The sequence below is a fragment of the Mangrovibacillus cuniculi genome (assembly GCF_015482585.1).
Taxonomy (GTDB): domain Bacteria; phylum Bacillota; class Bacilli; order Bacillales; family R1DC41; genus Mangrovibacillus; species Mangrovibacillus cuniculi.
In genome coordinates this window covers 2,627,429-2,654,226 of sequence record NZ_CP049742.1, presented here as the reverse complement: position 1 = coordinate 2,654,226, position 26,798 = coordinate 2,627,429, and the positions used below count along the sequence as shown (strand labels likewise).

The window sequence follows — 26,798 nt, the reverse complement described above, 5'->3', positions numbered from 1 at the left end:
CTAGAAGAGAATAAGAGTACCTTTAACTTCTTAAAATAAGCAATTTAAGAAAACAGGAGTGAAATCATGGAACAAAAATTAGTTACTCTATCAGATCGTATTACTTATTTAACACCTGTTGCCCGAACGGATCGTCCCATCCTTATGACGATTACTGGAGAGAAGCATACGTTACTAATTGATGCAGGCAATTCCGTTGCACATGCAGAGTTATTTATGAAGAAGTTAAAGGAAGCGGGTAAATCTCTACCAGATATGTTGGTTCTGACACATTGGCACTGGGATCATATATTGGGACTCCCAGCATTCCAAATTCCGTCTATCTCAACTGAAGATACGAAAAACGAGATGGAAAAAATGGTGCATTATAAATGGGATGATACTTCTTTAGATGAGCGAGTAAAAACAGGAGAAGAGATAGAGTTTTGTGCGAAGGCAATTAAAGAAGAGTTTAAAGGTAATAGAAACATACATGTATCTCTTCCGACTATTACGTTTGAGAACGAGTTAACTCTAGATTTAGGTGGCGTGACATGCGTGTTAAAACAAGTAGGTGGGGACCATTCACCTGATGGATTAGTTGTATATGTTAAAGAAGATAAATTAGTATTCTTAGCAGATTCTATTGCTCCAAACTTATATGCTCCTAATTGGAGATACACTTCAGAGAAAACTAGAATATTACTAAACAATTTAGATGAGTTTGATGCGGAGACATATGTTATATCTCATTGGCAACCAGTAGCTAAAGAAGTGATAAAAACTGAAATAACGTTGTTGAGAACATTATGTGATTTGGTTGAAAAATATCAAGGTAAAAAAGATATGATAACAAAAGCATTAGAGAATAAATATGAGAGAGAATTAACAAATGAAGAGCTAGATAATGTCACTTATTTTGTGAATGGATATGAAGATGCATTAGACTATTAAAATAGAAAGGAGGGCTACATTTGGTAATAGTTCTCTTCTTATTTATTGGAGCTTTTTCGTCATATACTCACTCTTAGCATTTGTTCTTATCAGTTGGAGATTTAAGAGTAGCATTCGAAAAACCACTAACCTACCTAAATACCCATTCTTAAAACTAATATCTTTCCACTATGGGATTTATATAGTTTCAGGAACGATGATTTCAGCGTTAATTTTATATTGGCTACTTGGGTCAGAGGCTGATACAGGACTCTCTTCTTTTACGGATATCGCAACAGCTTCTATTATGTTAACCGGCATGATTGGTCTACTTGGCAGTCCTTTTATTCTATTCGCATATTATTTAGTAATAAAATCTTATAAAAAAGAATATATGGATAGCTGATACTAAATTATATAAAAAAATGAAATAGTTAATGTAACGTGGCTAAAAAGGAATTCCCTTTTTAGCCTTTTTTGGTACGTGACCAGTAAAACTTATTGCTGAATACGTGATGTAACCTGCTTTTAAATGAGTCTCATTAATTATACACGTAGACTTTTTAGTCCAACCAATGCATTATCAATCTGCTCATGGAAATCAAGCGCATCAAGAAAAACTATCCCTTCTACCAACACTAAAGCGAGAGCAGAAACTCTTTCTCTTTCTTCCTTACCATCTAGGAAATTCTTATGAAGAAATTGCCTTAGGTGCAGTATGGATATTATGGGGGCTTTTGGTTTTCTTGCAGCAGCTTTCTTTGAACAATGGAGAAAAGATAAATAGTTTAAAGTTAAAGACTATTAATTGTAATAAGGTGTACACTTTATCTAATTGACGAAGTGTATTTACTTACTACAGTTTTTTTTATATTTGAATGCAACTATTTTTATCGTTGGAACCTCTAACATTATGTAAAGCAAAGGAGGGAGAAAATTGAGCAACAATCATTTAGTGAGAAGAGCACAAAGTGGAGATGGGGAAGCCTTTATTGATCTAATTCGTCAGTACGAATTGACGTTGTATCGAACAGCAAAAAGGTTAAACATTTCGGATGATGATATAGCAGACTTATTACAGGAAACCATAGTAACTGCTTTTGAAAAAATTAGTTCGTTAAAAGAACCGCAGTTTTTTAATACATGGATTTGTAGAATTTTATTAAATAATTGTTATCGTTTCATGAAAAAGAATAAACAAGTTGTGGCGTTGGATGTAGAGACTTTAAACAGTTTGGGTTATCAAGATACGTTATCGATGGAATTAGATGATGCACTTAGTAGTCTAGATAGTATGTATAGAATTGTTTTAACACTTTATTATGTCAACGAATTAACGACAAAAGAAATCAGTGAACTTCTTCAAGAGTCGGAAGGGACAATTAAATCTCGGATTTCAAGGGCAAAGAAAAAATTGAAAAATAACTATTATGCCGAGGGGGTTACATTACTATGAGGGACCATGTAGATGCTAAGTTGCAGGTCGACATGAATAAAGAAACAGAGTTACCGAGCTCTATTAGAAACGCTCTAGACACTACGTATACGCAAATTCGTAAGAAATCTATTAAAAGAAGAAAATCACCATGGGTCAAATCGTTATCAGCAGCGGTAGTAACCTTTTCATTAGTTTCTGGATTGATACTGACAAATGATACAGTGTTGGCAAAGGTCCAAGCTTTTATAGGATTAGGTGATAAAGGGGTTGAGTTAGCCGAAAAGAATGGAGATATATTATTTGTAGGGCACACTCAAACGTCAGAGAACACAACTATTACATTAGAAAATTTATTTATAGACGCTTATCGTTATGGTTTTGATTTTACAATTGATTCTAATCATATGCAGGATAATAATGTAACCGATATGTCTCTAGAGTTTCGCTTATATAACGAAAAAGGGGAAGAAATAGACGCGTTGGTATCGGATACAAAACCTAAAGTGGGGACAGGATTTACCTCTGGAGTGGAGTATCAGCTTCAAGAAAGTAAGAATAATCGTGCTTCCTTACTTATGTTAGCGAATTCTACTAGTAAGGAAGTTCCAAATTTAAATGGTGGAAAGTTAGTGATTGAATCTATTCATTTCCTTAGTACAAAAAATGATTATGTCTCTATTAATGGAAGTTGGTCTTTTGATTTAACGGCAACAAAAGCTGAAAAACAAGCTTTCATTGCAAAGAATTCGGTGGATGGTGTAGATGTAGTAAACGCCGTTATCTCAAACGGTTCCATGCTTGTGACGTACCGGGTAGAGGGAACAAACTACGACGAAAATGATATATTAAGTACTACTATTATAGATGGTATGGGAGAAAAATATCTTTCCGATTCAGCACAGGTAAAACAGTTAAAGAAAACTAACGAAACAGAAATAAGTTTAGTTTTTCCAATAAGTATGTGGAGTAAAGAGGAATTGATATCGCTTAAGGTGAAAGGTTATGAGAAAATTCAACTGGTTCTTCAAAAATGATAGTATGTAACACTTTTAGGAGAAATGTCAGTGATCTATTGGGGCGGTATAGGTGAAGGATGGTTTTCGAATGGAACTGTTTGGTTTCATACCTAGCAATTACTCATTTTGGTTGAGAAGAGATAATTAATTTCTACAAAATAAGAAACCCTTGAATAGAAAGCACACTAAAAGGTAGATGTTTTAGTGCACTATTTCATTCAAGGGTTTTTCTTATTTCTTCTTATCGCCAAATACTTTATTTGTCGCACCTTTTACCATCTTAGAAGAAGTGTCTACTGTCTTTCCGATAACATTGTTTCCGAAACTAGATGTATTTTTTAATACGTTAGATGATACATCTGCCGCTTTCCCAATTAATCCGCCTTCTCCAGAAATTGTTTTCACAACTTTGTTAGCACTATCTACCGTATGGTGGACAAATTCGTTCGCTTGATTGGCGGTATTCTTCACAATGTTTTCGTTTTTTCGTTCTTGTGAGATAAGAATCTCCTCCTTTTTAAGTATTCAACAAATGCTTATGAGGAGGAATCTTAAAATATGCGATTTTTCGCCAATTGTTGGGTTTGAACCATCTTGCTGAGCCTTCCGCTAGAACAATTGCAAGTCTGAAAGTATCTCTGTATGTTATATTCCTCTCTCTAACCCAGTAACAAGGAAAGTTGATAATACAAAGGGATTCCCACAATCAAGTTGAACGGGAAAGTAATACCTAGTGCTAGGCCTAGATAGATGGATGGATTAGCTTCAGGAACAGAAGAACGGATAGCAGCTGGTGCTGCAATATAAGATGCACTACCTGCTAAAACTCCCATTAACATCATACCTCCAACGGATAATCCGGTAACAGAGCCGACTATTACACCGAGTGATCCAAACACGACTGGAAAAGCTAAACCAAGAGCAATCAATTTTACCCCATGAGCAAAAATGTCTGGTAATCGTTGACCAGTTACTATTCCCATTCCTAGTAAGAATAGAACAAGGATGCTACCATAGAGGTCGATAAATAGGGGCTTCACAGTTGGTAGTGCACTCTCTCCTAACGCCCATCCAATTAGTAAACTTCCTACTAATAAAAATACACTTTTTCCAAATAAGCTCTCTCGAATAAGCGATGAATCTCCATTCTTCGAAATTATTCCTAATTGTGGAGCAGTAGAAGAGCTAGATAATTCGCGGCGTTTTAGTAAGAATAGGGCCATAAATATTGCTGGACTCTCCATCAAAACTACTAGCGTATTCATAAAACTTTCATATGAAATATTATTAGATTCTAAAAATGTAATTCCAGCACCGAACGTCACAATACTGACAGAACCATAACTGGCAGCTATAGCTGCGGAGTTCTTTAGATCGATACCAAGCTTCTCGCAAATAATGAGTACGATAATAGGTACCAGGAACCCTAAAAACAACACGCCGAGCACTGGCTGCGTGACATCTGCCAAACTATGCGTGGAAAGTTCGATACCTCCTTTTAAACCAATAGCAATTAATAAATATATACTTAAAAATTCACTTAGTCCTTTAGGGAATTGTAAATCCGATTTCACCATTGCGGCAATAATTCCAAGTACGAAAAATAGTACGGCGGGTGATAGTAAGTTTTGAATAACTAAATCCATTATTTTTCCTCCTTTAAAAGCAGAAAAACCGGAAATAAACAAGCTAATGCTTGCTCATTTCCGGTTTATCTTCAACTTGCTATTTTAGCATTTTGAGTATCTACCAGATTATTTTGTTTCTAACGGTTTTTCCAACATAAACACCATAATTCGTTCGCCGGTTACAGTGCTGATATCTGTGAAAAAACTTGTCACTTGAATACCTGTTATTTCTGACACTATGTTTTTTAAGTGTTCAGATCCAGTCTCTACTAAATCTGCGCGTATTTTCTTAACGGATAAAATGCCTTCTTTTGTTTCTGTCAGTTCTTTTTCGGCAGGTGTTAATATACCTTTCAACAAAACAACTATCATATTGCGGATAATATCTGTTTTTACTAAGACAGAACCTCTGCCTAAATACTCTTTTTCCCACTGAGTTAACGCTTTACTCAGTGTATTTTCTAGTTCACCTTTAGACATACGTTCACCTCTTAGTTCTTAGTAGATCTATTAAGTATAAAAAAACGGTATATTCCTATTGGTAGTGGAACCAAACAAAGAATATACCGATTTACATTGGCCTCAATCCTGTTTGATAAACTTTTTCATTGTACCCTGATACCAGAATATAATGCTAAAGTTGTTTTAAAACGAATTGTTTCCATAGATCTTTCGGACTTTTAACGTTGAAATCATTATATGTGTGATCCCAGGAAGTTGTCAACGGTAATATAGAGATTGGACTATTATCTTAAGTAAATTATTATATTTCTTCGCGAAGAAGTTCCTAATGAACAGAGGGAAATCTTATGGTACCGTCGAAAGTAAATAAAGATGATCTTTAGGAGGGAATACTATGACAATAATCAACGTGTATTTAAACTTTGATGGACAAACAAAAGAGGCCATGGAATTTTATCATGGAATTTTTGGTGGTGAACTATCTTTACAGACGTTTGGAGAAGCGTATGAAAATACATCAGAGAGTGTAAAAAATAGGATTATTCATGCTAATTTAAAGAATGATACGTTGACGTTTATGGCTAGTGATACGCATCCGGAATTTAGTCCTCCTCATAAAGTCGGGAACAATGTTTCCTTATCTATTAACGGATCTGATTTAGAGTTGTTAACAGAGTACTTTCAGAAGTTAGCAGAAGGCGGAGAGGTGACAATGCCTTTAGAGAAACAGTTCTGGGGAGACACTTTTGGTTCATTAACGGACAAATTTGGTATTCATTGGATGGTAAATGTGACAGATGCATAAGAGTGATAATGCCTAGCGTGGTTCGCTAGGTATTTTTATCGTTTCACCTTGATAGAAAGAGTGGTGGAGGACACAAAAAAGAATAACGTGTGCTCAAGAAGGAGAGAGATACCTCCAGAGCACACGATAAATGGATAACGTGTGCTCAAGAAGGAGAGAGATACCTCCAGAGCACACGATAAATGGATAACGTGCGCTCAAGAAGGAGAGAGATGCCTCTAGAGCACACGATAAATGGATAACGTGCGCTCAAAAAGGAGAGAGATGCCTCTAGAGCACACGATAAATGGATAACGTGCGTTCAAGAAGGAGAGAGATGCCTCTAGAGCACACGTTAAATGGATAACGTGCGTTCAAGAAGGAGAGAGATACCTCCAGAGCACACGTTAAAATCAACAACACAAAACAAACGGATGAGCCTCACTAACATCATTCCAAATCCACGTCGACGTTCTCTCCTCATAACACCATGCAGCCAGTGCCGCCGCACACGCATCCACTGTATGTGTTTCAGCATGCAAATTCTCGGGCAATCCATTTAGACCAAGAGCCTGCATCCATTTCACCACCACAACACGTGATTCTTCGTCTTTCTTATACATCAACGCATGCAAAACATCTGGTATTCGACTACCAATCGCTGCGCCGGGGTGCACCTCTAATATGGTGAAGTGCTCTAATTCTTCTTCCATCTGAATTCGTCGCGTCAACGCTATACCTCGAAGCGTCAAGTAAGCCATACGAGTAAGTGTTGGTGGCATCACAGAACTACCGTTTAACCCATACTCCTTCATGAACCACCGCAAACCTTTATCTTGCGGGCGATCTCCGCCTCCATCCTGGTAAGAAAGAGGTGCATCAATTCCAATAGTTACCCGTTCTTCCTGACGTAAATCCATCAACTTATCCATCACCATTTGGTCAGATGCACCTACAATCATTTCATCGAGGTGTAACATCTCATCACTAGCGGTAAAAACAGTCATCACAGTATCTTTCCAGTTGCTCGGTCCAGACAAATCAATTCCAATAATCTTCAACATGCACACCCCACTTATAGGTCAAATGACAGTTGTTCCGGCTTCTCTGTCTTTTTCTTTCTGCTCTCTCGCCTCATCCGACTACCGTGCTTGTCTAGCTGTTCCTTTGATATTTCTCTAGCTTCCTCAGAACGTTTAACACGATACAGTACGTCACGTGCTCTTCGATTAGCCTCCACAATATCGACCATCGGCTCCGGATATCCTAGCGTATCAAATTCTTCATAAAGCCATGGTTCATGAATATACTCATCGGGAACATCTACTAACTCTTTCACAAATCGACGGACAAAAGCACCATTTGGATCATGATTTTTTCCCATCTTAATGGGATTATAAACTCGTATAGTATTAAAACCCGTCGTACCAGCCTGCATCTGCACTTGGCTAAAATGAATCCCTGGCTCGTAATCTAAAAATAATTGAGCCAGGCCCATAGAAGGTCGTCTCCAATCTAACAATAGCGTATTGCAGACAAAGGAAACAAGCATGGCTCTTGTCCGGAAGTTAACCCACCCAGTTTCATGTAAACAACGCATCGCTGCATCTACAAGCGGGATACCAGTTTTACCATAAAACCAACGTTGGCATGCTTCCTCATCCCACTTTGTCCGAATGGTATCATAGGCAGCATTAATTGGTTTTGTCATAATTTCGGGATCACTTTCGAGACGTTGGATAAAGTGACAGTGCCAATGAATTCTAGATATAAATGCTGTTAGCTGTTTTTTGTGAAAAGAATTAGTAGTTTGTTCTAAAGCCTGTCTAGTTTGGTGCACGACTGTCCGCATCGAGATGTTTCCCCAAGCTAAATAGGAAGACAAGCGACTGCAAGATTCAGCAGATGAGTATGGTTTCGAAATGTGCACATTATACGATTGAAACCGATAATCTAGAAAACTATTTAACACTTGGATAGCATTACTTTCACCGCCACGTTGACCTTGTAAAATGGGCCTACCTTTCACAACAAAATCACGGAGTAAATGCAGGTCAGACGAAAGGTTAGAAGGAACATCCCTCACCAGTTCTAACTTCTTTGGTGCAGGCAGAATGTTTCTAGACATAAAATCTTCCCATTTCTCTTGAAATGTATTACGAGACTTAAGTTTACGGACCACACCAAAGTGTTGAAATTCGGTAAAGGGGAGACTTCGTTCTTTCATCCACTCATGCACTCGTAAATCTCGAGCGAATGTAATCGGTGTGCCGTTTTCTTCATGTGCAAACAATCGAAAAGGTCCATGCTTTTCATAAATAGCGGCTAAAACTTCCTCTACTTCTGCGATAGCAACGAACAGCTTGCTCCCTGTTTTAGATAGGTTTTCTGATAAGTCTAGTAAACTTTCCCAGACAAATTGAAAGTGACGCGAAGATAAGTCTGCTTCTTTCCAGATAGAAGGTTCTGCTACATAGATAGGTAAAACAGGACCTAGTTTACTAGCTTCTACCAATGGCTGATGATCCGTGATTCGAATGTCTCGTTTGAACCATACGACATTGATCATGTTAATCACTCCAGATTATCAAATGAATTTTATCTATTGTACAATAGGTGTATAAGATATGTATAACTATGGTGTTTGGTAAATTTAGAGAGGGGATGAGAGTATGAGCAAGTGTGCGCCAATTGTGATTGTCGGGGCTGGAATGTCTGGTTTAATGGCAGCGAAAACATTGCAGGAGAAAGGCCACGACCATGTTTTGGTAGTGGATAAGGGAAGAAGTGTTGGAGGAAGAATGGCCACGCGTAGAATTGCAGAGGGGAAAGCAGATCATGGAGCACAATTTTTCACAGTGAGAACAGGGGAGTTTCAGCGATTGGTGGATGGATGGTTGCAAGAAGGGGTTGTAGAGCACTGGTTTGGAGAGGATTATCCTCGTTATAAAAGTGTAGAAGGTATGAATGCGCTTGCGAAGAGGATAGCGAAGAATGTACCTGTTCAATTGAACACGAGAGTGGAGAAAATTGTGGAGTCAGATGCTGGGTATGAGCTTATAACGAGTAATGGAGATGTCATTGCTGCTAGTGGGGTTATTATTACTTCTCCAGCTCCACAAACAACAGAGATTCTAACAAGCGGGAACGTATCTTTGCGTTTAGATGCGATGCGTAAGCTAGAAGATATTATCTTTTATCCATGCTTAGTAGGGTTATTTCACGTAAAGTCTCCTTCGCATTTGCCTGTATCAGGACACGTAGATACTGACTTGCCTGAAGGAGTGTTACGAGTGGTGGATCACCAGAAGAAAGGTGTATCTGCAGCCGTGACGGTTAGTGTGTATATGACGAATGAGTGGAGTAAAGAGTATTTTGATGAGTCGGATGAGCACAGTCTAGCAAAGATAAAGGAATCAGTTCAACATGTAATAGATTTAGAAAATCTTGAGTCTGTTCAACTGAAAAAATGGCGTTACGCAGAAGCGGTAAAGTTTTTACGCGAACCGTTTGTGGAAGTGACGAATTCAGAAAACCCTATCCTTTTAGCTGGAGATGCATTTTTGAAACCAGACGACCAAGCTACACGTACTAGATTAGAGAGTGCTGTGCTATCTGGCATTGCTGCAGGAGAGCGAATGGAGTCGGTAATGAAGTTGAATGGAGAATAAGATGAAGATTAGAAGTTTAGATGAAATGGAAGCACCTCCGCTAGACTTGTTGTTACTCGCTGATCCTTCGGAAGAGTTAGTGAAGGAGTATCTTCAAAAAGGTCAGTGCTATGTTGCAGAAGATGGAGCCGAAATCATAGGTGTATATGTACTTTTACCAACCTCTAACGAAAACGTAGAATTAATTAATGTTGCAGTAGTAGAGAAATATCATGGTAAGGGAATCGGAAAACAGTTAGTGTTAGATGCGGTAGAGAGAGCGAGAATGAAAGGGTTTAAAACAATTGAAGTTGGTACAGGGAATTCTAGTATCGGTCAATTAGCGCTCTATCAAAAATGTGGCTTTCGAATTATAGGAGTCGATCAAGATTTCTTTGTTAGGAATTATGACGAGGAGATTTTTGAGAATGGGATTCAATGTCGAGATATGATTCGGTTGTCGCAAGGATTAAAATGTTAGTTGGAAAATGTTACACGTGGAACATTTTATAAGCTGTATTTTAGGTTTTCACTATACTTTTTGTTATACTTCAAAAATCAAGAAGTGTAGGAGTGATACGATGAATAAGTTAGAAGGTAAGGTAGCTCTGATTACAGGAGCTGGACGTGGAATTGGACGTGCAACAGCACTAGCATTTGCGCAAGAAGGTATTCATGTAGGACTAGTTGGTACAACTCGTGAAAATCTAGAAAATGTAGCAGCGGAAGTAGAAAAGTTAGGTGGTAAGGCAACTGTAACTGTTGCAGACGTGACAAATTTAGAAGCTATCCAAGAAGCCGTGGGGCAAGTAAAACAAGAGCTTGGGCCAATTGATATCCTTATCAACAACGCTGGTATTGCCAAATTCGGTGGATTCTTAGATCTTTCTCCAGAAGAGTGGCAAAAGATCATTGATGTGAACTTGATGGGAGTGTATAACGTTACTAGAGCAGTACTTCCTGAGATGATTGAACGTAAAACGGGAGATATTATTAACGTATCTTCTTCTGCGGGTCAAAAAGGAGCACCAGTAACAAGTGCGTATAGTGCATCCAAGTTTGCAGTACTTGGTCTAACGGAATCTCTAATGTTAGAAGTAAGAAAGCATAATATCCGTGTGAGCGCATTAACACCAAGTACGGTGGCGACTGATTTAGCAGTAGAAGCAAATTTAATCAGTGGTGATGGAGAAAATATGATGCAACCGGAAGACTTGGCAGAATTAATGGTTGCTCAGTTAAAGTTACATCCTCGCGTTTTTGTGAAAATGGCTGGTATGTGGACGACGAATCCATCATAATAGGAGAAGGCAATGTTGATAAAGCGAACATTGCCTTTTTATTTTGAATGGCACATTTATTAGTTGTACATATTACTATATAAAGTAAAAATATCTTCTTGACAATTACATCCAACACTTTATAATAAGAAACAATATTCTCATACGTTAAAAGCGATGAAGAGAACCAGTAGCGATAACAGAAGCAAACAGAAAGGTGCCGGTTGCTGAGAGGCCCATGTGGAGTTAGCGTGAATACATCTCTGAGCTGTGTACCGAACTTACAGTAGGCTACATCGGGGTTGCGTCCGTCATCAAAGCACAAGTATCGCTTCGGCCGTACTTATGGAGGAGAGCTGCGTGAGTAGTTCTCAAATAAAGGTGGTAACACGTTCATAAAACGTCCTTTAGGTATATCCTAAAGGGCGTTTTTTTGTTACGTGACCAGTAACAACTCATCGTTAGCCACGTGATGTGGCTTGAACTTAGATGAGTATCCATATTCCATAAGACAACTCAGAGTAGTCAAATTAATGTAGCTAGATTCAACTCAATTTTCATTTCCAAATTTAAAGGAGGGCATTCCTATGTTAGTTCAACCATTAGAGCAGTTAGCCATTATTAAAAAAGGGTCATCCTCTATCATTGAGGAGCAGGAATTACTCAACAAACTGGAAAAATCGTTTGCAGAACAAAGACCTTTAAAAATTAAATTAGGATTAGATCCATCTGCACCAGATATTCATTTAGGGCATGCAGTCGTTCTTCGTAAAATAAAACAAATGCAAGACCTTGGGCACGAAGCTATTTTCGTTATTGGAGATTTTACTGGAAGAATAGGTGATCCAACGGGGAAAGCGAAAGGTCGTGTGGCGTTGAGTGATGAGGTGGTGAAAGCGAATGCTGCTACTTACTTTGAACAAATCCAACGCGTGCTGGATCCTAAGAAGACAACGATACGATTTAACAGTGAGTGGTTGTCTGCTTTAACGTTTGAAGAAGTCATTAGGTTAGCCGCAACTACTTCTGTTGCAAGAATTTTAGAAAGAGAAGATTTTAAAAAACGCTATGAAACACAAGTACCAATCGGCATTCACGAGTTTTTCTACCCATTGATGCAAGCATACGATTCTGTCGAATTACAAGCGGATATTGAACTTGGGGGTACGGACCAAACCTTTAATATTTTAATGGGGCGTACGTTACAAAAGCACTTCGACCAGGAAAAGCAGATTGCTATTTTTATGCCACTTTTAGAAGGGCTAGATGGTAAAGAGAAGATGAGTAAGAGTCTTGGTAACTATATCGGCATAATGGAAGCGCCGGAAGTGATGTTTAAGAAGGTGATGGAGGTGCCAGATTCGTTAGTGATGAAGTACTTTGAGTTAGCGACAGATGAACATCCAAATCGTGTGGAGAAGATCCAAAGAAAATTAGAAAATGGAGAGAATCCAAGGGATATTAAGCTAGAGTTAGCGAGGATTATTACAACGTTATACCACGGGGAAGAAGCTATGTTGGAAGCGGAGAAGTTTTTTCAAATTGCTTTTCAACAACGTAAAATACCTGATAATATTCCCGATTTAGTGCTTGAGGTAGAGAAGGATTTGTTAGTGGATATTTTACCGTTATTAATGAAAGAAGGAGTTATTCATAGTAAAAGTGAATTCCATCGCTTGGTGAAACAAAACGGTGTCGCGATTAATGGAGAGAAAATTGAGCTAGATGAGATGCAGAGAGTGATGATTTGTGGTGATGTGCTGCAGATTGGGAAGAAGCGATTTTTTAAAATAGTGAAATAGAAATTATAAAAGGCATGAATTTTACATCATGCCTTCTTATTTAGAATTAGTACGTTTTATCCCCATTAAAAATAGAATTCTTCACCACAACATAATCCACCGTACGTATAGCCTCTAGCTTCGTTCCACCTGCATAAGAAATAGAAGATTGAAGATCTTGCTCCATTTCTGTCAGCGTATCTTGAAGCGCACCTTTGTACTGTACGAACATTTTCTTTCCTTCTACGTTCTTTTTTTCGCCTTTTTGGAACTCAGATGCAGAACCAAAGTACTCTTTAAACAATTTACCATCTTGTTCCACGATTGTTCCAGGTGACTCTTCGTGACCTGCAAATAAAGAACCAATCATGACCATAGAAGCTCCGAAACGTACAGATTTCGCGATATCTCCGTGTGTACGGATTCCACCGTCAGCAATTATTGGTTTCGTCGCTGCTTTCGCACACCAGCGAAGCGCTGCTAATTGCCAACCACCTGTACCAAATCCCGTTTTAATTTTTGTAATACATACCTTACCAGGTCCAATTCCTACCTTTGTTGCATCTGCACCTGCATGCTCCAATTCTCTAACAGCTTCAGGCGTTCCAACATTTCCAGCGATGACAAAGCTTTCTGGTAAGTGAGTTTTTATATGCTGAATCATTCGAATGACAGCATTAGAGTGTCCGTGAGCAATATCAATCGTAATGTATTCTGGTGTTAAGTCAAGTTGCGCTAATTCTTCTACAAAGTCGTATTCTTCTTCTTTTACTCCTACACTAATAGAGGCAATTAATCCTTTTGCATGCATATCCTTGATAAATGATACACGAGTCTCTGGATTGAATCGATGCATAATATAGAAGTATTTATTCTCCGCAAGATATGTGGCAACCTTCTCATCAATGATTGTTTGCATGTTAGCTGGTACAACAGGAAGTTTAAACGTGTGTTTACCAAACGTAACAGAAGTATCACACTCTGAACGACTTTCTACTATGCATTTTGCGGGTATTAATTGAATATCTTCGTAATCAAATACGTTCTCCATCACTAAACACTCCTAAAGCCGAATATTTTATGTTAATTAAATTGTAATTGTTCGTACATTTGATAGTTTACTTGATATTATCACTGGTGTCAAAGTAGAAAGTTCAAATATTTTTATCTGTAGAAGTAGAAAAGTTGTAACAATTACGATTAATATCCCAACTTCCATTATTTTTTTCATAGTCAATTAGCCTATTTCCATGTACGATGGGAATAGGCCTTTAGCTCTTTAAATGGATAAAAAATACAATAGTTCTCATGGAGGATTTTAATGATTAAATTGATGGCTGATTCAACTTGTGATTTATCTGATGCAGTACTCGAAAAGTACAATATCAGCTTAGCTCCACTAACAATCAACATTGAAGGAAAAACATATAGAGATAGAATAGATATCCAACCAGATGAGTTTTACGGACTTTTGGAAGCGCTACCTGAATTTCCAACCACTGGAATGCCTAGTCCTGCAGAATACGTATCTATTATGAAACAAGCAGTAGAAGAAGGACATCAAGAAATTCTTTGTATCTGCATGTCTAGTGGAACTAGTGGTTCTTATCAGTCTGCGGTGTTAGCGAAAGATTATTTCTATGAAGAGTTTCCAGATTCGATTGTGCAAATTCACGTAGTAGATTCGAAATGTATGAGTCATGGAAGTGGATGGTTAGTATTAAAGAGTGCCATGATGAGAGAACAAGGAGCTTCTTTTGAAGAAATCATAGCATTTAACGAACAATATAAGAAAAAAGTGAAGCACTTCTTATCTGTTGATGACTTAGATCATCTGATTAAGAGTGGTCGATTGACGAACACTTCTGCCATGATTGGAAAAGTACTAATGTTAAAGCCGATTATGTCTATGAAAGATGGACGCGGGGCAATTGTGGGGAAGGAACGAGGACTTAAAAGAGTATTAAAACATTACACGCAAGAATTCATTAAACGTAACGAGACTACTGTGACAGATTTTCTTATCATTGGGTACACGTCTGATATTAAAGTAGCGGAGAATTTGAAAGCTAAGTTACTAATGGATACAGACTTTACTGGCGATATACACATTATGCAAATGGGAGTGTCTGTTGGAACGCATGTTGGTTTAGGTGCGATATCGATGTTTTTCGTGGAGAAATAAGAACTGGAGAAAAGACTGTTGAAAAGCAGTCTTTTTTTCTATTAATTGCACAACCAAGTTTTTCAATACTCCATTTATCCTATATAGTTAAATTGTACTAGATATATATAAAATTCAGCGAGGTTGAAAGTATGATTGAAGTTCGATCCACTAACACTACGTTACAAAGTAAGTTAGATATGTTTGTACAAGTAATCCCAACCATTCATGCGATGCTTCCTGATATTGGAATTGGAATCGCAAATAGAAATGAGTGGATTGCATACTATCCGGGAAAGAAAATAAATATAGGAGCTAGTCCAGGGAGGAAAATAGACCCTCAGGAACCGTTAGCTGACTGTATTCGTCATAATAAAGCTATAAAAGAAGAAGTTCCAGAACACTTTTTTGGTGTTTCTTTTACGGGACTTGCTTACCCTATAGTTGAAGATGGGTCAGTAATAGGCGCAATTGCAATCCAAATGCAAGAACAAAACGAGAGAGAACTACGAAAAATATCTGATCAAATTTTTCAGTCTTTATCACAAGCAAATCAACGAGTAACCACCATACATAATAAAGCAGAAGGATTAGCAGCTGTTAGTCAAACTCTCTTAGCACAATCTAATCAAGCGGTAGAAGCAATGAATAATACAGATGAAGTAATTCAATTCATCAAAAATATTGCAAACAAAACCAACATTTTAGGAATCAATGCCTCTATTGAAGCAGCTCATGCTGGAGAAAAGGGTAGAGGATTTAATATTGTGGCAAAAGAAATTCGTAAGCTTTCGCAAGATACACTTGCTTCTACAGAAAAAATTAGTAACACCTTACTTCAAATGCAGGAATCCATAGATGAGATTAAAACAGTTGTAGAACAAGTAGTTTCGGTTGGAACACATCAAGCTATGTCTACGGAAGAAGTTGCTTCATTTATGAACGAAATCGAAGAAATGAGTAAAAAGTTAAATCAATATGCTGCTAAACTTTAAAAAGAAAAAACCCTTCACGGTGGAAGGGTTTTTTCTTTAGTTACGAATCAAATAATCAAATGCGCCTAATGCTGCAGTAGCACCAGATCCCATTGAAATGATAATTTGTTTAAACATTGTGTCTGTACAATCACCTGCTGCGAAAACGCCAGGTACAGATGTTGCACCTTGCTTATCGACAACAAGCTCACCAATACGAGTGCGTTCAAACTCTTCGCCTAACCACTCTGTATTCGGAACAAGACCGATTTGAACAAATACACCTTCTAATTCTACATGTTTTACTTCTTCTGTTTCACGATCCATATACGTAATACCGTTCACTGTATCTGTACCAGTAATTTCTTGCGTTTGTGCATTCGTCACGACAGTTACATTTGGTAAACTATGAAGTCGTTTTTGTAAAACAGCATCTGCTTTTAATTCAGCATTGAACTCAAGAACCGTAACATGCTTTACGATACCTGCTAAGTCAATCGCAGCTTCTACTCCAGAGTTACCTCCACCAATTACCGCAACGCGTTTTCCTTCAAATAAAGGACCGTCACAGTGAGGGCAGTAAGCAACACCTTTGTTCTTGAATTCTTTTTCCCCAGGAACGCCAACATTACGCCAACGAGCACCTGTAGAAAGAATAACTGTTTTACTCTTTAGAATCGCGCCATTTTCTAGCTCGATTTCGACAAGGTCTTTTTTCTCTAAGCTGCGAGCACGTTGTAAATTCATTACGTCAATGTCGTAATCCTTTACATGTTCCTCTAAGCTTGCTACAAGTTTAGGACCTTCTGTTTTCGGAACACTGATAAAGTTTTCGATGCCCATCGTGTCCATAACCTGTCCACCAAAGCGCTCGGCTATAAGCCCTGTGCGAATACCTTTACGCGCAGCATATATAGCTGCACTTGCACCAGCAGGACCGCCACCAACAACAAGTACATCGTATGGATCTTTATCAGCGAACTCTGCTGCATCTGGGCCACTACCCATTTTGTTTAAAATTTCTTCTAACGTCATACGACCGCCACCAAATTCTTCTCCGTTAAGGAAGACAGTTGGAACCGCCATAATTTGTTTGCTTTCTACTTCTTCTTTATAAGCTGCACCGTCGATCATAGTATGCGTGATACCTTCGTTAAGAACACTCATTACATTTAGAGCTTGTACCACATCTGGGCAGTTATGACAGCTTAAGCTGATATAAGACTCAAAGTGATAGTCACCTTTAATGTTTTTAATTTGCTCAATAACTTTTTCATCAACTTTTGGCGCACGACCACTTACTTGAAGTAGTGCAAGTACTAAGGACGTAAACTCATGTCCTAGTGGAACTCCAGCAAATGTTACACCTGTATCTTCTCCAATACGATTAACACTGAAGCTCGGTGTGCGTTCTAACTCAGTTGTTTCTACTTTAATGCGAGGAGACATCGTAGCTAACTCGTCTACAAGTCGTAGCATGTCATGAGATACTTTATCTTCCCCGGCACTAACTTTAAGCAGAATATCACTCTCTAATAACTGAAGATATTGTTCTAGCTGTGCTTTGATATTTGCATCTAATAACATTTAATCAGACTCCTTAAATTTTACCTACTAGGTCAAGTCCTGGAGTTAATGTTTCAGAACCCTCTTCCCATTTAGCTGGACAAACTTCACCTGGGTTTTTACGTACATATTGTGCTGCTTTAATTTTATTTACTAGAGAGCTTGCATCACGGCCGATACCGCCAGCATTAATTTCAACAGTTTGGATAACGCCATCTGGATCGATGATGAACGTACCACGCTCAGCAAGACCATCTTCTTCATTTAGTACTTCGAAGTTACGAGAGATCTTTTGAGATGGGTCACCAATCATGATGTACTCAATTTTGTTAATTGTCTCTGAATGATCGTGCCATGCTTTATGAGTGAAATGAGTATCAGTGGATACAGAGTAAACTTCTACGCCAAGATCTTTAAGAGTAGCGTATTGGTCTTGTAGGTCACCTAACTCAGTAGGACATACGAATGTGAAATCTGCAGGATAGAAGCAAACTACGCTCCACTTACCTTTGAAATTTTCTTCTGTTACGTCGATGAAATCTCCATTGTGGAATGCTTTTGCTGCAAAAGGTTTTACTTCAGTTCCGATTAATGCCATATCGAAATTCCTCCTCAGTTAATTATAATAATTCTAATTCGATATTTATTATTATATATAACGATCTTTTTGTCAAAGGAAAACTTGCTAACTCTGCACAAAAAAACGTCACCCACTTATCTTTCCCGTTTTGAATGGGTTATATAATACCTATTTTCTTCTATGTTATCACTTTGTTGTGACAGTAATCTAATTATATGATTGTGTGAAGAGCTGAACGATTAGGTTGGAGGGGATATGTGTTTGAAAATCTTTCGGATTACTTGAGAATATGGTTGTTTAAAACTCGTCTAGGGAGGGGTTTTGGGAGCTGAGGAGAGAATAGGGGGATTCTATACACATCTGGGGAGGAGTTTTGGGAGCTGAGGAGAGAATAGAGGCGTTCTATACACATCTGGGGAGGAGTTTTGGGAGCTGAGGAGAGAATAGAGGCGTTCTATACTCATCTGGGGAGGGGTTTGGAGAGTTGAGGAGAGAATAGAGGCGTTCTATACACATCTGGGAAGGAGTTTGGCGAGCTGAGGAGAGAATAGAGGCGTTCTATACACATCTGGGAAGGAGTTTGGATAGTTGAGGAGAGAATAGAGGCGTTCTATACACATCTGGGAAGGAGTTTGAAGAGTTGAGAAGAGAATAGAGACGTTCAATACACATCTGGGGTGTAGTTTTGAGAGCTGAGAAGAGAATAAGAGCGCCTTAAACTCACGAAGACCCAGGATTTCTGCCCGTAGAAGAGAATAAGAGCGTCTTAAACTCATGAAGGACGAGAATTTCTGCCCGTAGGAGAGAATAAGGGCGTCTTAAACTCATGAAGGACGAGGATTTCTGCCCGTAGAAGAGAATAAGAGCGTCTTAAACTCACGAAGGACAAGGAATTTTACGCGTAGGAGAGAATAAGAGCTCCTTAAACTCATGAAGGTCCAGTATTTTTACCTGTAGAAGAGAATAAGAGTCCAAGGTCTTCAATTAGGAGTAAAATCGTCGATTCATAAGAAAAATTCCACAGTATATTTAGCCAAAAATTACTATTATCAAATAATTCACAATATACATTCGTAAGACATCTACCACTTTTCCTCAACATATTATAAAATGTTAATAGGGTAACAATGTAGCAACAAAGGGAGGGGAAGTCGCTTCATGAGTCACACACATGAGAAGACAGATGTTATTTTGATCGGTGCTGGGATTATGAGTGCAACGCTGGGTTCTTTGTTAAAAGAAGTTGCGCCTGAATGGGAGATAAAAGTTTTTGAAAAGCTTACAAGCGCTGGGGAAGAGAGTTCGAATGAGTGGAATAATGCTGGGACAGGGCATGCCGCACTGTGCGAGCTTAACTATACTTCGGAAAAGCCAGATGGAACAGTAAATATTTCAAAAGCAGTGAAGGTAAACGAACAGTTTCAGCTTTCTAGACAGTATTGGTCTTACTTAGTGGAAAGAGGATTGATACAAAATCCAGCAGAATTTATTCGTCCAATTCCGCATGTCAGCATGGTTCAAGGGGAAGAAAATATTGCTTTTTTAAAGAGAAGAATGGAAGCGTTGTCAAAAAATCCGTTGTTTCATGGGATGGAATTTACCGATGACCACGCTACACTAACAGAATGGTTGCCTTTAATGATGGAGGGCCGTGATGAAGATGAACAAATCGCTGCGACAAAGGTCGATTCGGGAACAGATGTAAACTTTGGGGCTTTGACACGCATGTTATTTACCTACCTAAAAGAAAAGAACGTAGAAGTTAACTATGAACATGAAGTGAAAGATATTACCCGCACGAAAGATGGGTTTTGGGAGTTAACAATCTGGAATCAAGAGAAGAGAAGAACGGAGCATCATCAAGCAAAGTTTCTTTTCATCGGCGCAGGTGGGGGAAGTCTGTCGCTACTACAAAAAACGGGTATTCCAGAGGCAAAGAAAATAGGTGGTTTCCCAGTTAGTGGCCTATTTTTAGTATGCAATGACCCGGATATTGCAGAGCAGCATCATGCGAAAGTGTATGGAAAAGCAAAAGTGGGAGCACCTCCCATGTCTGTTCCTCATCTGGATACAAGATATATTGATGGGAAAAAGTCATTATTGTTCGGTCCGTTCGCGGGTTTTTCACCGAAATTCTTAAAGTCCGGTTCTAATTTAGATTTAATAAAATCGGTAAATGTAGATAACGTCATCACGATGTTGGCGGCTGGTGCAAAAGAGATGGAACTGACCAAGTACCTAATCCAACAGTTGATGCTGTCACACGAGGCTCGCATGGAGGAATTGCGTGAATTCATCCCTTATGCGCAGAGCGATCAGTGGGAAGTGGTAGTTGCTGGCCAGCGTGTACAGGTAATTAAAGATACAGAAGAAGGCGGTCGAGGAACGTTACAATTTGGAACAGAAGTTGTTAGCGCAAGTGATGGGTCGGTAGCTGCCTTATTGGGTGCCTCTCCAGGTGCTTCAACGGCCGTTCACGTTATGTTAGAAGTGTTAGAAAAGTGCTTCCCAGAGCGTATGAAAGAATGGGCGCCGAAGATTAAAGAAATGATTCCTTCTTATGGAATCGAGTTGTCGAAGAAGCCAGAGTTATTTAGAAAATTATTTGCTGAGAATGAAGAGGCACTTGGTTTGTCTTCACCTGTTGAGGATAGAGAGAGTTTACCTGCTAGTTCATAAGGGGAAACCAGTTGTCTGTTGGCAGCTGGTTTATTTTCTTTAAAATAAAGGTTAGGTAGGCTAAATATATGAAAAACCTTTATCTAGATCTTGTTTCCATGATTAAAGGATTTACCTGAGGCTTTTGATTAGTAGGAGCTTTTAAGCTTTTACTGGCGTGGGTTTATTATGGAATGTTGCTGATTAGAAATTACTTTTTTATTAGGAAGAGAGAAGAAGTCAAAATATCTTCTCTCTTATTGCTTATTTAACCCTATATTTCACTTGCACTAATCCCGTATCAAATGACTGACTTTCCACTAACTCGAGGGTTTGTTGATGATCTAAGTCTTTAAACAATCGTATCCCGTTACCAAGAAGAACTGGAATAATGGAAATAACATATTCATCAATCAGGTTTTGTTCTCGGAGTGCATGCACTGCTCCTGCACCGCCATCTACGAAAATATTCTTTCCCTCTTTTTTCTTTAGCTCATCTACCAAGTCTTTTACATTTCCGTCATAAAAAGTTACGTTATTGTCTTTCCCTTTTTTGGACTGAGAAAGGACGAAGCAATCACGTTCCTTATGAGGGAAGTCTACTGGGAAACTTAATACTTTTTCATATGTTTTACGCCCCATGATGACGGTATCAACTGTTTCAACGAATCCATAATAGCCATAATCTTCATTTTCTTTTTCTACCACAGATAAAAAATCGATAGTATCATCTTTCTTAGCGATGAACCCGTCTAGACTTGCTGCAATGTAGACAATTACTTTTCGTTTGGATGTAGACATGTGGCACCACCTCTTTTTTCTTTTTTAAATAACCTAATTTACCTACATTATATAGGACGGAATAGTAGAAATAAAAAAGAGGCTAGTTGTAAGCTAGCCTCTAAAAAGATATTAAACAGTTTTAGGTTTAGACTTAATCCAACCGATAACTCCAATTAAAATTAGAACCGCCCAGAAGATTCCTTTCCATACAGGCCCTTTGGCAAATTCATAAGAGATAAAACCAAGTGAAGGGTGCGCTAACGTGTATACAGCAAGTTTTACCCCTACCCAACCTACAATGGCAAAAGCAGCTGACTCTAAACCTGGGCGATTCTCTAGAAGCCCTACAAATGCAGAAGCGGCAAAACGCATGATCACTAAACCGATGATCCCTCCAAGTAGGATAACGATGAAGTGTCCACCGTCTAGTCCTCCTATGGTTGGTAAGTTTGTTTCTGGTAACGTGACTGCTAGTGCTACTGCTGCTAAAATTGCATCTACCGCAAAAGCAATGTCTGCAAGTTCCACTTTAATAACTGTTGTCCAAAATCCAGAACCTTCTTTAACTTCTTTCTGTTTTTCTAGGTGTTTCTTTAACACATGTTTCTTTAGCAAGTGGTAACCTGCAATACCTAATAGATAGACGGCTCCAATCGCTTGCACTTGCCAAATATCTACTAAGTAAGAAATTAAAAATAATGAACCGAAACGGAATACAAATGCTCCAGCTAATCCATAAAACAGAGCTTTCTTTCTTTTTTCTTCCGGCAAATGTCTTACCATTGTTGCAATTACAAGAGCATTATCTGCAGCCAAGATACCTTCTAGAGCAATTAATATTAATAAAACCCAACCGTACTCGAACAAAATAGACCACTCCATGCTATTTACCCACTTTCTATTAGATTATTTATCTATAATTCTGTTGCTCGATGACTTGTGCTGATGAGTAAAAATTAAGCGAACGAGGAGGATTCTTTATTTCTCCCGTTACCATATTCCACATCCATGTTTGTAAAACAACTAACAAAGCAATGAAGATAAAATACTTCTGTATCCTATCTACGTCCAACGACAATTCCCTCTCCTTATTGTTTAATGTGAGTTGTACAATAATTAAGTAATTGTCTTATTCTCCTCCTTTATATAACAAAAAGACCTCTACCAAATTGGTAAAGGTCTCATCTACATATATACGTAGGGGGTCCTTTACCGTTAAGGCAAAGGTCTCGCAAGCAACGAAATGTTGCCAAGTATGCCGGAGATGGTAAACCATCACGAAATGACGACAGACTTGTAAGCTACTCCCCTTTGGAGTCAATTTGCTTTTTAAATGCACCAGCCAAACTCATTCGGCTGATAAGAAAAGTATATGCAGAATGGAACCAATCGTCAATATAAATATTTTTACGACGGATTGACATTAATAGTGATTACATGTAATATCATGGTAATTTACTATTAAAAGCCATGAAAAGAAGAGTACACATACGAAAGCAGTACAGAGAACTCCGGTAGCTGAAAAGGAGGATGTGGAAGTGTGTGGAAACAAGTCTTGGAGCTATGCAGAGGATACCATTTTGGTTGATGATGTATCGGGTTCTCCCGTTATTGAGATAGAGTATACCCTACTTTAGGGCCGTACTTGAAAAGGCTTTTGTGGCGACACGAAAGCAAAATGAGGTGGCACCGCGAACTTCCTACTGACGAATGTAGAAGTCTCGCCCTCAAGTTTATTAACTTGGGGGTGGGACTTCTTTTTGTTACGTGACCTGTAACAACTAGTGTTAGCCACGTGATGTGGCTTGAACTTAACTGAGTATCCTTGAATGTCTACCACCTTTTAAAGTGGAAACTCGAACAGAGCAGAGTCAATGTGACTTGCTCATCGATGGAAAATTCAAGGATATCAATTGTTGTGAGGGTAAAATTACATTTCACATAGGAGGAAATCGAGGTGCTTTGGAGAAAGATTTGGTTACTTTTTATTGGGATAGGTGTATCTAATATAGGGGGATGGGTGTACTTTATCGCCCTTAATTTATACGTGTTAGAGGAGACAGGTTCTGCATTTGCTGTATCCATTCTGTACTTATTGGTGCCACTAGCAATGCTTTGTACAAACTTTTGGAGTGGTAGCTTCATCGATCGGTGGAATAAGAAACATATGATGATAGGATTAGATATTGGTAGAGCTGTGCTGATAGGACTCCTACCATTCCTTTCGTCTTTACCTACTTTATATGTATTCGTCTTTATGATTAACATCGGCACAACCGTGTTTTCTACTACATCTGAAGTATATATGGTAAAGCTAGTACCAACGGATAACCGTCAACGATTTCATGCTATACGCAATTTTATACAGTCTAGCGGATTTATTATCGGTCCGAGTATTGCAGGAGGATTAATCTTTATTGGATCAGTCGAGATTGCCATTTGGGCGAATTCCTTCGCTCTACTAGTATCAGCTTTGCTTCTAATGTTCTTACCAGCAGTAGATGGGAAGGATGTGGTGGATAAAATAACAAAAGAACTCATACTGCAAGATTGGAAGCTTACAAGGATATTCATGGATCAAAATAAATTTGTTTCTATTATATATATACTTTTTATTTGGATGATGATTGCGATGGCTACGCTAGATTCATTGGAAGCCTCCTTTGCTATCAAAGAGTTAAAGCTTACAGAAGATATGTATGGGTACTTAGTAAGTGTGGCGGGAGTCGGGATTGCATTTGGATCGTTCTTAAATGCCACCTTATCCAACAGATTTTCTATTAGATTTTTATTACTTTTTGGTGGGATTGGGACACCAGTTGGATATTTGATCTTTGCCACTTCCGTTGATTTTTGGATGTCCGCACTCGGATTCTTCTTTTTAACGTTCTCTCTATCTTTCGCCAATACTGGTTTTTATACGTTTTATCAAAAGCACATACCAGAAGAAATGCTAGGGAGATTTACTAGTATTTTGGGCCTCATGGAAGCGGGATTAGTCATTGCTTTCACTAGTCTCATTGGATGGAGTGCATCCGTGTTTGGAATTAGGGAAGTTTATTTTATTGGGTGTATTTTATTTTTACTCTTAGGATTTTTAACGCTCAGAGTAGTGATGAGTCCCACAGGTCGAAAGTATTTTGGTAAACAACAAGATGAGAGAACTAGCGAGGCGGAGTTTGGTGCCTAACGAGTGCTCAAGCGGCTGTGGAGAGATGGTAGAGCGCAAAATAGATGGAACAATATTTAGAAGAGAATGCAAAGTTTAGAGGAAATTAAACGACTACTTCCAAAAAGCTAAAGGGCAAGCGTCCTTTAGCTTCTTTCTTGTTTAATTACATAATAAATATACAACGTTAAGATACTACCTAAAGTAATGAAGATCCCACCAAGTACTTGGAAAATATCAATATAGTTGTTTGTAATCATCGTGAAGTAAGATTGCTCAAATCCCCCTCTTTCCCTTAACCAATTCTCCGATAAAGCTGTTCCCAAATACACACTAGCGAATAAGAAGATTCCGCCTACTACTAAGGCAGCAATAGATATAAACAGCATATCTGCCCTAACTACATTTTTCATCCAATCCCCCCTGTAAACGTTTACTGCTCTAATTTAGCATATATTACCTTTTAACGCCTAAAATAAGTGAAAATTCTGTGCATTTAACAACATATTGTATATTTATTCATTATAATGATATATTATAGAAAATTAATTTAAGGGAGATGGGGAAATGGCTGTTGAAAAAGTAATGCAAACTACTATAAATAAAAAGACATTTACGTATAAACAGTATGTAAAATTTTGGCTGCCATCTTTACTAGGTGTGCTATTATTCTTAGTACCTATTTCGATTAACGGGAAAGTAACAATTGGACTTGGGATATTAGCAGATGGGTTACAAGGTGCCATTGCAGAGTATATACCTCTTATCATGACGACTATCCTATGTATATCAGCGCTTGGGAGTTTATTAACGAAAGTAGTAAAGGTTGGTTTTGTGGAAAATAGTACCTTCTTATCGGGGGTATTCAAGTTAACTCCTTTCTGGTTAATACTTCGTCTTGTGGGGGCAGTTTTTGCCGTAATGACGTTAGTAGAAATTGGCCCAGAATTTATCTGGTCTGACTTTACAGGAGCTGTAGTGTTATACGACTTGATTCCCGTGTTAATGGTGTGGTTCTTTTTTGCATGTTTATTCATGCCGTTACTTTTGCAATTTGGTTTGATGGACTTTATTGGAACGTTAGTGCGTAACATAATGGTACCTTTATTTAGATTACCAGGTCGCTCGTCTGTGGATGCGCTAGCTTCTTGGATGGGAAGTGGTACGGTCGGTGTCTTGCTTACTACACAACAATATGAATCTGGTTATTACACAAAACGTGAAGCAGCAGTTGTTGCAACGAATTTCTCCATTGCTTCGATTGCGTTCAGTCTAGTGATAGCAAAGTTTTTATCTATTGATCACATGTTTATCCAGTTTTATTCCACCGTTATTGTGACTGGCGTTGTTGCTGCGATTATCTGTCCACGAATCCCCCCTTTATCGAAGAAGTCGGATTCTTACTATGAGCCAGTTGGAAAGCAAATCGAAGAAGATGTCCCAAATGGCGTTTCTAACTTCCAATGGGGATTAGAAAAAGCAGTAGAGAAAGCAGATCAAGTGAAAAGTGTGCGTGGAATAATGAAGTCTAGCTTGTTCAACGTGGTAGATATCTGGTTTTCGTTGATTCCGTTGGTAATGGCAATTGGAACATTAGCGCTTATCATTGCAGAGTTCACACCAATTTTTACGTATCTATCTTATCCGTTTGTACCTTTTTTAGAGTTACTTCATATCCCAGAAGCAGAGGCTGCAGCACCAGCGATGATCGTTGGATTTGCAGACATGTTCTTACCAGCTGTCATAGGAAGCGGTATTGAATCAGAATTAACACGCTTCGTTATAGGGGTTATGTCCTTATCGCAATTAATTTACATGTCCGAAATAGGGATTCTCTTACTAAAATCCAAGATCCCACTAACGATTCTTCAGTTATTTGTTGTTTTCCTACAACGAACGATTATAACTTTACCTATTGCGGCTTTAATGGCTCACGTATTTTTCTTTTAAGAA

At 38.4% G+C, this 26,798-nt stretch carries 26 protein-coding genes and 1 other annotated feature; of the genes, 14 read left to right on the top strand and 12 right to left on the bottom strand.

What is annotated here, in order from left to right; all coding sequences use genetic code 11:
• The first annotated feature begins 66 nt into the window (after window positions 1-66).
• The 4 genes from G8O30_RS13355 to G8O30_RS13340 all read left to right on the top strand — a co-directional run bounded on the left by G8O30_RS13355 (window position 67) and on the right by G8O30_RS13340 (window position 3,384).
• Complete coding sequence (locus G8O30_RS13355) at window positions 67-933, top strand: MBL fold metallo-hydrolase (protein ID WP_239672552.1); 867 nt, start codon at window positions 67-69, stop codon at window positions 931-933.
• A 196-nt stretch (window positions 934-1,129) separates the two neighbouring features.
• The gene (locus tag G8O30_RS13350) at window positions 1,130-1,318 is read left to right on the top strand and encodes a hypothetical protein (protein WP_239672551.1); all 189 of its coding nucleotides are present in this window, start codon (window positions 1,130-1,132) and stop codon (window positions 1,316-1,318) included.
• A gap of 531 nt (window positions 1,319-1,849) precedes the next feature.
• Window positions 1,850-2,368, top strand: coding sequence for an RNA polymerase sigma factor (locus G8O30_RS13345; protein WP_239672550.1), 519 nt, complete (start codon window positions 1,850-1,852; stop codon window positions 2,366-2,368).
• Window positions 2,365-3,384: a DUF4179 domain-containing protein gene (locus G8O30_RS13340; RefSeq protein WP_239672549.1), complete on the top strand. Its 1,020-nt coding sequence runs from the start codon at window positions 2,365-2,367 to the stop codon at window positions 3,382-3,384. Before G8O30_RS13345 ends, G8O30_RS13340 begins: the two co-directional genes overlap by 4 nt.
• A 213-nt stretch (window positions 3,385-3,597) precedes the next feature.
• Here G8O30_RS13340 and G8O30_RS13335 read toward each other — a convergent pair whose 3' ends face one another.
• The 3 genes from G8O30_RS13335 to G8O30_RS13325 all read right to left on the bottom strand — a co-directional run bounded on the left by G8O30_RS13335 (window position 3,598) and on the right by G8O30_RS13325 (window position 5,474).
• Complete coding sequence (locus G8O30_RS13335; protein ID WP_239672548.1) at window positions 3,598-3,837, bottom strand: hypothetical protein; 240 nt, start codon at window positions 3,835-3,837, stop codon at window positions 3,598-3,600.
• A 188-nt stretch (window positions 3,838-4,025) separates the two neighbouring features.
• Window positions 4,026-5,015 (bottom strand): sodium-dependent bicarbonate transport family permease, encoded by a 990-nt coding sequence (locus tag G8O30_RS13330; RefSeq protein WP_239674564.1) that lies wholly within the window; start codon window positions 5,013-5,015, stop codon window positions 4,026-4,028.
• A gap of 105 nt (window positions 5,016-5,120) precedes the next feature.
• Entirely contained in the window at window positions 5,121-5,474 is a 354-nt protein-coding gene (locus G8O30_RS13325; RefSeq protein WP_239672547.1) for a Na-translocating system protein MpsC family protein, read from the bottom strand.
• 376 nt (window positions 5,475-5,850) lie between these two features.
• Here G8O30_RS13325 and G8O30_RS13320 point away from each other — a divergent pair, with 376 nt between their 5' ends.
• On the top strand, window positions 5,851-6,261 hold the full coding sequence (locus tag G8O30_RS13320; RefSeq protein WP_239672546.1) for a VOC family protein: 411 nt from the start codon (window positions 5,851-5,853) through the stop codon (window positions 6,259-6,261).
• Between the two features lie 392 nt (window positions 6,262-6,653).
• On the opposite strand, the gene G8O30_RS13315 is transcribed toward G8O30_RS13320, so the two are convergent.
• A complete protein-coding gene (locus G8O30_RS13315; RefSeq protein ID WP_239672545.1) occupies window positions 6,654-7,304 on the bottom strand; it encodes a DUF429 domain-containing protein in 651 nt (216 codons plus the stop codon).
• Between the two features lie 11 nt (window positions 7,305-7,315).
• Window positions 7,316-8,809: an FAD-binding domain-containing protein gene (locus G8O30_RS13310; protein ID WP_239672544.1), complete on the bottom strand. Its 1,494-nt coding sequence runs from the start codon at window positions 8,807-8,809 to the stop codon at window positions 7,316-7,318.
• Window positions 8,810-8,912: 103 nt separating this feature from the next.
• Here G8O30_RS13310 and G8O30_RS13305 point away from each other — a divergent pair, with 103 nt between their 5' ends.
• The 4 genes from G8O30_RS13305 to tyrS all read left to right on the top strand — a co-directional run bounded on the left by G8O30_RS13305 (window position 8,913) and on the right by tyrS (window position 12,972).
• A complete protein-coding gene (locus tag G8O30_RS13305; RefSeq protein ID WP_239672543.1) occupies window positions 8,913-9,911 on the top strand; it encodes an NAD(P)/FAD-dependent oxidoreductase in 999 nt (332 codons plus the stop codon).
• A 1-nt stretch (window position 9,912) separates the two neighbouring features.
• Complete coding sequence (locus G8O30_RS13300) at window positions 9,913-10,371, top strand: GNAT family N-acetyltransferase (RefSeq protein WP_239672542.1); 459 nt, start codon at window positions 9,913-9,915, stop codon at window positions 10,369-10,371.
• 100 nt (window positions 10,372-10,471) lie between these two features.
• Window positions 10,472-11,191, top strand: a complete 720-nt coding sequence (locus tag G8O30_RS13295; protein WP_239672541.1) for a 3-ketoacyl-ACP reductase — start codon at window positions 10,472-10,474, stop codon at window positions 11,189-11,191.
• Between the two features lie 147 nt (window positions 11,192-11,338).
• Window positions 11,339-11,581: a binding site (T-box leader), on the top strand.
• A gap of 176 nt (window positions 11,582-11,757) precedes the next feature.
• Complete coding sequence (gene tyrS / locus G8O30_RS13290; protein ID WP_239672540.1) at window positions 11,758-12,972, top strand: tyrosine--tRNA ligase; 1,215 nt, start codon at window positions 11,758-11,760, stop codon at window positions 12,970-12,972.
• Window positions 12,973-13,018: 46 nt separating this feature from the next.
• Here tyrS and guaC read toward each other — a convergent pair whose 3' ends face one another.
• A complete protein-coding gene (guaC, locus tag G8O30_RS13285) occupies window positions 13,019-14,002 on the bottom strand; it encodes a GMP reductase (protein WP_338040630.1) in 984 nt (327 codons plus the stop codon).
• A 270-nt stretch (window positions 14,003-14,272) separates the two neighbouring features.
• Between guaC and G8O30_RS13280 the strand changes: the two genes are divergently transcribed.
• Together G8O30_RS13280 and G8O30_RS13275 are read left to right on the top strand one after the other, a co-directional pair.
• Window positions 14,273-15,136, top strand: coding sequence for a DegV family protein (locus G8O30_RS13280; RefSeq protein WP_239672538.1), 864 nt, complete (start codon window positions 14,273-14,275; stop codon window positions 15,134-15,136).
• A gap of 131 nt (window positions 15,137-15,267) precedes the next feature.
• The gene (locus tag G8O30_RS13275; protein ID WP_239672537.1) at window positions 15,268-16,110 is read left to right on the top strand and encodes a methyl-accepting chemotaxis protein; all 843 of its coding nucleotides are present in this window, start codon (window positions 15,268-15,270) and stop codon (window positions 16,108-16,110) included.
• Window positions 16,111-16,146: 36 nt separating this feature from the next.
• Here G8O30_RS13275 and ahpF read toward each other — a convergent pair whose 3' ends face one another.
• Window positions 16,147-17,676 (bottom strand): alkyl hydroperoxide reductase subunit F, encoded by a 1,530-nt coding sequence (ahpF, locus tag G8O30_RS13270; protein WP_239672536.1) that lies wholly within the window; start codon window positions 17,674-17,676, stop codon window positions 16,147-16,149.
• Between the two features lie 13 nt (window positions 17,677-17,689).
• Window positions 17,690-18,253 carry an alkyl hydroperoxide reductase subunit C gene (ahpC, locus tag G8O30_RS13265; protein ID WP_239672535.1) on the bottom strand — a complete coding sequence of 188 codons (564 nt, stop codon included), beginning with the start codon at window positions 18,251-18,253 and terminating at the stop codon, window positions 17,690-17,692.
• A gap of 1,140 nt (window positions 18,254-19,393) precedes the next feature.
• Here ahpC and mqo point away from each other — a divergent pair.
• A complete protein-coding gene (mqo, locus tag G8O30_RS13260; RefSeq protein ID WP_239672534.1) occupies window positions 19,394-20,914 on the top strand; it encodes a malate dehydrogenase (quinone) in 1,521 nt (506 codons plus the stop codon).
• A 243-nt stretch (window positions 20,915-21,157) separates the two neighbouring features.
• Here the strand turns inward: mqo and G8O30_RS13255 are convergent, their stop codons facing one another.
• The 3 genes from G8O30_RS13255 to G8O30_RS13245 all read right to left on the bottom strand — a co-directional run bounded on the left by G8O30_RS13255 (window position 21,158) and on the right by G8O30_RS13245 (window position 22,754).
• A complete protein-coding gene (locus G8O30_RS13255; RefSeq protein ID WP_239672533.1) occupies window positions 21,158-21,694 on the bottom strand; it encodes a dihydrofolate reductase family protein in 537 nt (178 codons plus the stop codon).
• A 111-nt stretch (window positions 21,695-21,805) separates the two neighbouring features.
• Window positions 21,806-22,558: a TerC family protein gene (locus G8O30_RS13250; protein ID WP_239672532.1), complete on the bottom strand. Its 753-nt coding sequence runs from the start codon at window positions 22,556-22,558 to the stop codon at window positions 21,806-21,808.
• Window positions 22,559-22,586: 28 nt separating this feature from the next.
• On the bottom strand, window positions 22,587-22,754 hold the full coding sequence (locus tag G8O30_RS13245) for a hypothetical protein (protein WP_239672531.1): 168 nt from the start codon (window positions 22,752-22,754) through the stop codon (window positions 22,587-22,589).
• An 879-nt stretch (window positions 22,755-23,633) separates the two neighbouring features.
• Between G8O30_RS13245 and G8O30_RS13240 the strand changes: the two genes are divergently transcribed.
• Window positions 23,634-24,866 carry an MFS transporter gene (locus G8O30_RS13240; protein WP_239672530.1) on the top strand — a complete coding sequence of 411 codons (1,233 nt, stop codon included), beginning with the start codon at window positions 23,634-23,636 and terminating at the stop codon, window positions 24,864-24,866.
• Window positions 24,867-24,991: 125 nt separating this feature from the next.
• Here the strand turns inward: G8O30_RS13240 and G8O30_RS13235 are convergent, their stop codons facing one another.
• Window positions 24,992-25,258: a hypothetical protein gene (locus tag G8O30_RS13235; RefSeq protein ID WP_239672529.1), complete on the bottom strand. Its 267-nt coding sequence runs from the start codon at window positions 25,256-25,258 to the stop codon at window positions 24,992-24,994.
• Window positions 25,259-25,412: 154 nt separating this feature from the next.
• Between G8O30_RS13235 and G8O30_RS13230 the strand changes: the two genes are divergently transcribed.
• Window positions 25,413-26,795, top strand: a complete 1,383-nt coding sequence (locus G8O30_RS13230; protein ID WP_239672528.1) for a YjiH family protein — start codon at window positions 25,413-25,415, stop codon at window positions 26,793-26,795.
• Window positions 26,796-26,798: the final 3 nt, after the last annotated feature.